Origin of the sequence: Bradyrhizobium sp. (assembly GCF_028868675.1) — a bacterium.
Lineage (GTDB): Bacteria > Pseudomonadota > Alphaproteobacteria > Rhizobiales > Xanthobacteraceae > Bradyrhizobium.
Genome location: NZ_JAGWUA010000260.1, coordinates 1 through 5,480 on the forward strand (window position 1 = coordinate 1; position 5,480 = coordinate 5,480).

General features: G+C 64.1%; 5 protein-coding genes. 1 reads left to right on the forward strand and 4 read right to left on the reverse strand.

Translation table 11 applies throughout. The features are described 5' to 3' along the window. Positions 1-120 precede the first annotated feature (120 nt). The 4 genes from KGM94_RS23025 to rpsT form a co-directional block, all read right to left on the reverse strand. The gene (locus KGM94_RS23025) at positions 121-408 is read right to left on the reverse strand and encodes a GIY-YIG nuclease family protein (protein ID WP_300264434.1); all 288 of its coding nucleotides are present in this window, start codon (positions 406-408) and stop codon (positions 121-123) included. Positions 409-465: 57 nt separating this feature from the next. Next, entirely contained in the window at positions 466-1,584 is a 1,119-nt protein-coding gene (gene dnaN, locus KGM94_RS23030) for a DNA polymerase III subunit beta (protein ID WP_300264436.1), read from the reverse strand. A 269-nt stretch (positions 1,585-1,853) separates the two neighbouring features. Further along, on the reverse strand, positions 1,854-3,272 hold the full coding sequence (gene dnaA / locus KGM94_RS23035) for a chromosomal replication initiator protein DnaA (protein ID WP_300264438.1): 1,419 nt from the start codon (positions 3,270-3,272) through the stop codon (positions 1,854-1,856). Positions 3,273-4,468: 1,196 nt separating this feature from the next. Next, a complete protein-coding gene (gene rpsT / locus KGM94_RS23040; protein WP_300264440.1) occupies positions 4,469-4,735 on the reverse strand; it encodes a 30S ribosomal protein S20 in 267 nt (88 codons plus the stop codon). Between the two features lie 387 nt (positions 4,736-5,122). Between rpsT and KGM94_RS23045 the strand changes: the two genes are divergently transcribed. After that, the gene (locus KGM94_RS23045; protein ID WP_300264442.1) at positions 5,123-5,440 is read left to right on the forward strand and encodes a hypothetical protein; all 318 of its coding nucleotides are present in this window, start codon (positions 5,123-5,125) and stop codon (positions 5,438-5,440) included. Positions 5,441-5,480: the final 40 nt, after the last annotated feature.

The following is a 5,480-nucleotide window of genomic DNA, read 5'->3' on the forward strand; positions in this document are numbered from 1 at the left end:
CGCGTCTCGAGCCCCGCCGCCCTGTAATTGCGAAAATGCGTCAGCGTCAGGCGGTGGATGCGGGAAGGGGTCATGTCATCTCGTCATTGCCGGGCTTGACCCGGCAATCCATCGCCCGCGTCAGCGGGCAATTTCATCATAGAGGTCTCGCCACTCGGGATTGCTCGCAACGATCAGATCGATTTTCCATTCGCGCGACCAATGCTTGATGTTCTTTTCGCGCTGCAGGGCAGCCGCGATCGTGTCATGTGCTTCGAAGTAGACCAGGGTTTTGACGCCGTAGCGTTTGGTGAAGCCCTCGGCCAGGCCTTCGCGGTGCTCGTAGACGCGTCGGATCAGATTGTTGGTCACTCCGACATAGAGTGTTCCGCCGGGCTTACTCGCGAGGATGTACACCCAATAGGTCATTTGGCTTGATGGATGGCCGGGTCAAGCCCGGCCATGACGAGTTGAGTTACACCCCCCTCACACCCGCATCGGCATCAGCACGTAGAGCGCGCTCTTGTCGTCGCGGTCCTGGACCAGCGTGGGCGAGCCGGGGTCGGCGAGCTTCAGCACGGCGACCTCGCCCTCGATCTGGGAGGCGATGTCGAGCAGGTAGCGCGAGTTGAAGCCGATATCGAGCGGGTCGGAGGCGTATTCGACCTCGATCTCTTCGGTCGCGCTGCCGGAATCCGGATTGGTCACCGACAGCACCAGCTTGCCCGGCGACAGCGACAGTTTGACCGCGCGGCCGCGCTCGCTGGAGATGGTCGAGACGCGGTCGACCGCAGCTTCGAAATCCTTCTTGTCGACGACGAGTTCCTTGTCGTTGTTCTGCGGGATGACGCGGCCGTAGTCGGGGAAGGTGCCGTCGATCAGCTTCGAGGTCAGCACGACGTGGCCGATGGTGAAGCGGATCTTGGCCTGCGACAACTCGATCGTCACGTCGGCCTCGCTGTCCTCGATCAGGCGCTGCACCTCGCCGACGGTCTTGCGCGGCACGATCACGCCGGGCATGCCGGCGGCGCCCTTGGGCTGCACCAGGTCGAGCTGGGCGAGGCGGTGTCCGTCGGTGGCGACCCCGCGCAAGGTGGCGGCCTTGGCGGTCCCGGCGGCGTGCAGATAGATGCCGTTGAGATAGTAACGCGTCTCTTCCGTCGAGATCGCGAACTGGGTGCGGTCGATCAGCCGCTTGACGTCCTTGGCGGGCAGCGTGAAGGAATGCGACATGTCCCCGGCGGCGAGATCGGGAAAATCGTTCTCCGGCAGCGTCTGCAGCGTGAAGCGCGAGCGGCCGGCGCGGATCGCCAGCACCGAACGGTCGCCGTCGCCCTCCAGCACGATCTGCGAGCCGTCCGGCAGCTTGCGTACGATGTCGTAGAACATGTGGGCCGGCACGGTGGTGGAACCCGCGGTCGCGGTTTCCGCCGCGAGCGTCTCCGTCACCTCGAGATCGAGGTCGGTCGCCTTCAGTGACAGTTTCGCGTTCTCGGCGCGCACCAACACGTTGCCGAGGATGGGAATCGTGTTGCGGCGCTCGACCACGCGGTGGACATGGCTCAGCGATTTCAGGAGTTGCGCGCGTTCGACCGTAACCTTCATTGCACTACCCGCCCGATCCCCGAGATAGAAGACGCGATGGAAAAGCCGGGCAGCCGGGAAGCGGCGCCGCGGCACGGAAGACACCCGGAAAGCCGGATCACCAGCCGATATGATCAAAGCCGTCGGGGTCGCGCAAGGTGGCGCGGATGGCAGGCGGATTCAAGGGATTCGGCGGCTGTTCCCCCACGATTTACCGACCAAATGCGACGAGCGTCCCGGCCGGGCCGGAACGCTCGTCATGATGCCGTGCCGCGGCGGAAGGTAGGCCTTTATTCCTGCAGCTGGCGCTTCAGCGACTCGACTTCCTCGTTCAGCGCAATGTCCTTGGCGACCAGTGCCTCGATCTTGCGCACGGCGTGCAGCACCGTGGTGTGGTCGCGTCCGCCGAAGCGGCGGCCGATCTCCGGCAGCGAGCGCAGCGTCAGCGTCTTGGCGAGGTACATCGCGACCTGCCGCGGGCGCACCACGTTGGCCGTGCGGCGCGAGGACAACAGGTCGGAGCGGCTGACATTGTACTGCCGCGCCACCACGCGCTGGATGTCCTCGATCTTGATGCGCTTGGGCTCCTGCGGCCGGATCAGGTCGCGCACCTCGCGCTCGGCCATCTCCAGCGTCACCGGCTGGTTGTTGAGCTTGGAATGCGCCAGCAGCCGGTTGATCGCGCCTTCGAGGTCGCGGCCGTTGTGGGTGATGGTGCGCGCAAGATAGTTCAAGACGTCCTCGGGCACGTCGAAGCTCGCATGATGGCCGCGGGCGGCCGCGACGCGCGACTTGAGAATGCCGAGCCGCAAATCCTCCCCGAGCGAGCCCATCTCGACCACGAGGCCGCCGGCGAGCCGCGAACGCACGCGGTCGTCCAGGCTCTCGAGATCGGACGGCGGACGGTCGGCGGCGATCACGACCTGGCGGCCGGCGTCGATCAGCGCGTTCAGCGTGTGGCAGAACTCGGCCTGGGTCGATTTTCCCTGCAGGAACTGCAGGTCGTCGATGACGAGCACGTCGATGCCGCGCAGCGCCTCCTTGAAGGCCAGCGCCGTCTGCGTCTTCAGCGCGGCGACGAAGCCGTACATGAATTTTTCCGCGGTGAGGTAGAGCACCTTGCGCTCGTTGCCGGAATTGCCGGCCCAGGTCACCGCCTGCAGCAGATGCGTCTTGCCGAGGCCGACGCCGGCATGGATGTAGAGCGGGTTGAACATCACGGCATCGCCGCGGCGACCCTCGGCGACCTGGCGCGCCGCCGCATGCGCCAGCGTGTTGGAGCGGCCGACCACGAAGCTCGCAAACGTCAGGCGCGGATCGAGCGGCGAGCCGCCGAGCGCATCGTGGCTGGCCGAGACCGGCGCGGTCGCGGTCGAGCGCAACTCGGGAGCGTGCCGGCCGTCGCTTCGCTTCGCCTCGGCCGGCGCCGGCGTCTCCCTGGCCGGCGCGACGGGCCGCACCGGGGAGCGGACCGTGAGGTCGATCCGGTGCACCTCGGGCATCTCGGCCTGCCAGCAGGAGAGCACGCGCTCGGCATAATGGGCCTGGATCCAGCTCTTCAGGAAACGGGTCGGAACCGAAAGCCGCACGGCCTCGTCCTGCACTCCCTCCAGATCCATGCGCGCAAACCAGCTCGTGTAGACGTCCTCGCCCACGGTCGAGCGCAGCCGCCCCTTCACGCGTGACCAGCGATCCTGTTCCGATGTCATCGTCTGAAAACTTTTCTCAATGAGTAAGGTTGCGTGGGTGAGTGGCCGCGCGGATTGCTCGTCACGGCACGACCTCGAGCGAGTCCATCTCGAAGGCATGGATCGGCCGTTCGGCGGAAACGCCGGCGAGCAGATCAGCTTTCTTGAAGATGGGGAGTTCGCGAGGTCAGCGCGTACTCAGCGCCCCCGGAGACGTCGGCGGCTGATCGGAGGAGGGACCCGAAACGCTGTCGCTGGAAAAATGGATTTGGGTCAATACCGCGCTGAGTCCGTTCGACATGATGCCTCCCCGTCCTGCCGTGATCGCTCACGGCAAGGTCCTGCGTGTAGTCCTAGAACAGCGCGTCACGAACGTAACCGTCCGGCCGCGATGTTCGGCCCGTCTGCACTAGCTGTTCGCTGGCTTCGTCCTTGCGCCCGTCGGATGATCTTCGGTCTTCAGTCCGTCTCTCGCTTGGGCCTGGAAGGCGAGCGAAGCACGAGGCCTCGCCTGGAGACATTTAGACAAAAGACTACCGCTCCCACATCGCTATGGGTTTCGAACCGACAATCGCTTGGTAAAGCGTCGCCAACGTGCACACCGCCGCCGATTTGCACGCTCGCCCCGTTTCCAAAACCGCGCTGGTCTCAAGATCGTGGGCGCCGCGAACGACCTAGGAATACACTATGCGCCAAGACTCGCAACGCATTTGATTCACCGTTGACGCACCCAATTCCGCATCTGCGTTAACGCCGTGCGCGCCGCTCTTCACGAAGCCGAGACCAAGTTTTTGAATCGCCGTGCAGAATCGAAGACGGTGCAGGTGCTGTGACATTTTTTCGACGGCAGTCAAAAAATTATCGCAAATCCTTCAAGCGAATGCCGCGCGAGCGATTTTTCCAAACGCTTGTCGTCGCTATGTCGATAAGTGATTATCGAGGCATCGTTTTTCAGGACTGGTTTTGCAGGGTAACTCCCGCGCCTAAGTTGCTGAGCGCTCCGTGGAAACTACGGAGGGCAAGATCGTCTTGCTCGCGTCTCGCAACTGCGATGAAGTTTCGGGTGTTGCAAGACCGCAAGCGGGTAGAATTGACGGAACGAAAGAAGGAACGGCCGAAAAAACTTTTTCGGCGCGCGGCGACCGCACAAAGAAAAAGCCCGGTGGCTGCCGGGCTGATTGACGTTACGCGATCTTTTGGCGCGATGTTCGGTCGGATTATTTTCCGAGCTTGGCGATCTGGTGCGCGAGGCGCGAGACCTTGCGGCTCGCATTGTTCTTGTGAACGATGTTGCGCTGCGCCGCACGCATCAAAGCGGGCTCGGCGCTCGCCATCGCCTTCAGCGCGGCGGCACGGTCGCCGGTCTTGATCGCCTCTTCGACCTGACGGACGGCGCCGCGCATCTGGGTGCGGCGCGACTTGTTGACGGCGGTGCGGCGGGCAATCTTGCGCGTCGCCTTCTTGGCGGAAGTGGTGTTGGCCATAGTCTAAAATATCCTCAACGTGACCGGTCGCTCGGGTCGGACCTCTGGGTGGCGCCGGCTGCTTGACCGCGAAATCGACGCTCGGTTCTGGGGTGTTCGATGCAGGCTGTTCCCGGACCAGGAGCGACGGCCTTGCGGCTCTCGCCCGTCACTGCTCAAAGAACAGCGGCGGCGGGATTGCGCCCGCCGCCAGTTGGCGCCCTTATAGAGGCGGCCCGCGGCACCGTCAACGGCCGAGAAGCCTTCGAAGCGGCTCCTGGGCTCTTTCCGGACCAGTCGTAACGTACTGACGAGGTTGAATTTCCGCGTTCTCCCCGGTATTGGCTGGCGGCGCTTTCGTCCTCGCTCGCGAGCGCCCCGGCCGGACCCGCTATATTAAGGTGACGCATGATCCGCGGCTTTTTCCGATTGATTGGCCTCTTGCTGCTGGCCGGCGGCTTCATCTTCATGGTCTATGACGGCGCCCGCTGGGTCGCCGACCAGACCCTGCGCTTCACCCGGTTCGGCCAGTTCTGGAACGACGTCCATCAGTCCAGCCAGCTGGCCTTCCGGACCTGGGTCGAGGCCAAAGCCCCCTGGCTCTGGACCTCCGTGGTCCGGGTGGTGCTGGACCAGCCGGTCTTTGCCGTACTCGGCCTTCTCGGGATCGTCCTGATGATCCTGTTCCGGCCACGCAGGCCGCTGATCGGCTACTCGCGCGAGTGATCGCGATCGTTCCGGGGCAAGCGCCGTGACGTAACAGGGC

Bases quoted from the DNA above. Each gene is read 5' to 3' on its own strand.
- KGM94_RS23025 (WP_300264434.1), bottom strand. From the start codon at position 408: ATGACCTATTGGGTGTACATCCTCGCGAGTAAGCCCGGCGGAACACTC.
- dnaN (WP_300264436.1), bottom strand. From the start codon at position 1,584: ATGAAGGTTACGGTCGAACGCGCGCAACTCCTGAAATCGCTGAGCCAT.
- dnaA (WP_300264438.1), bottom strand. From the start codon at position 3,272: ATGACATCGGAACAGGATCGCTGGTCACGCGTGAAGGGGCGGCTGCGC.
- rpsT (WP_300264440.1), bottom strand. From the start codon at position 4,735: ATGGCCAACACCACTTCCGCCAAGAAGGCGACGCGCAAGATTGCCCGC.
- KGM94_RS23045 (WP_300264442.1), top strand. From the start codon at position 5,123: ATGATCCGCGGCTTTTTCCGATTGATTGGCCTCTTGCTGCTGGCCGGC.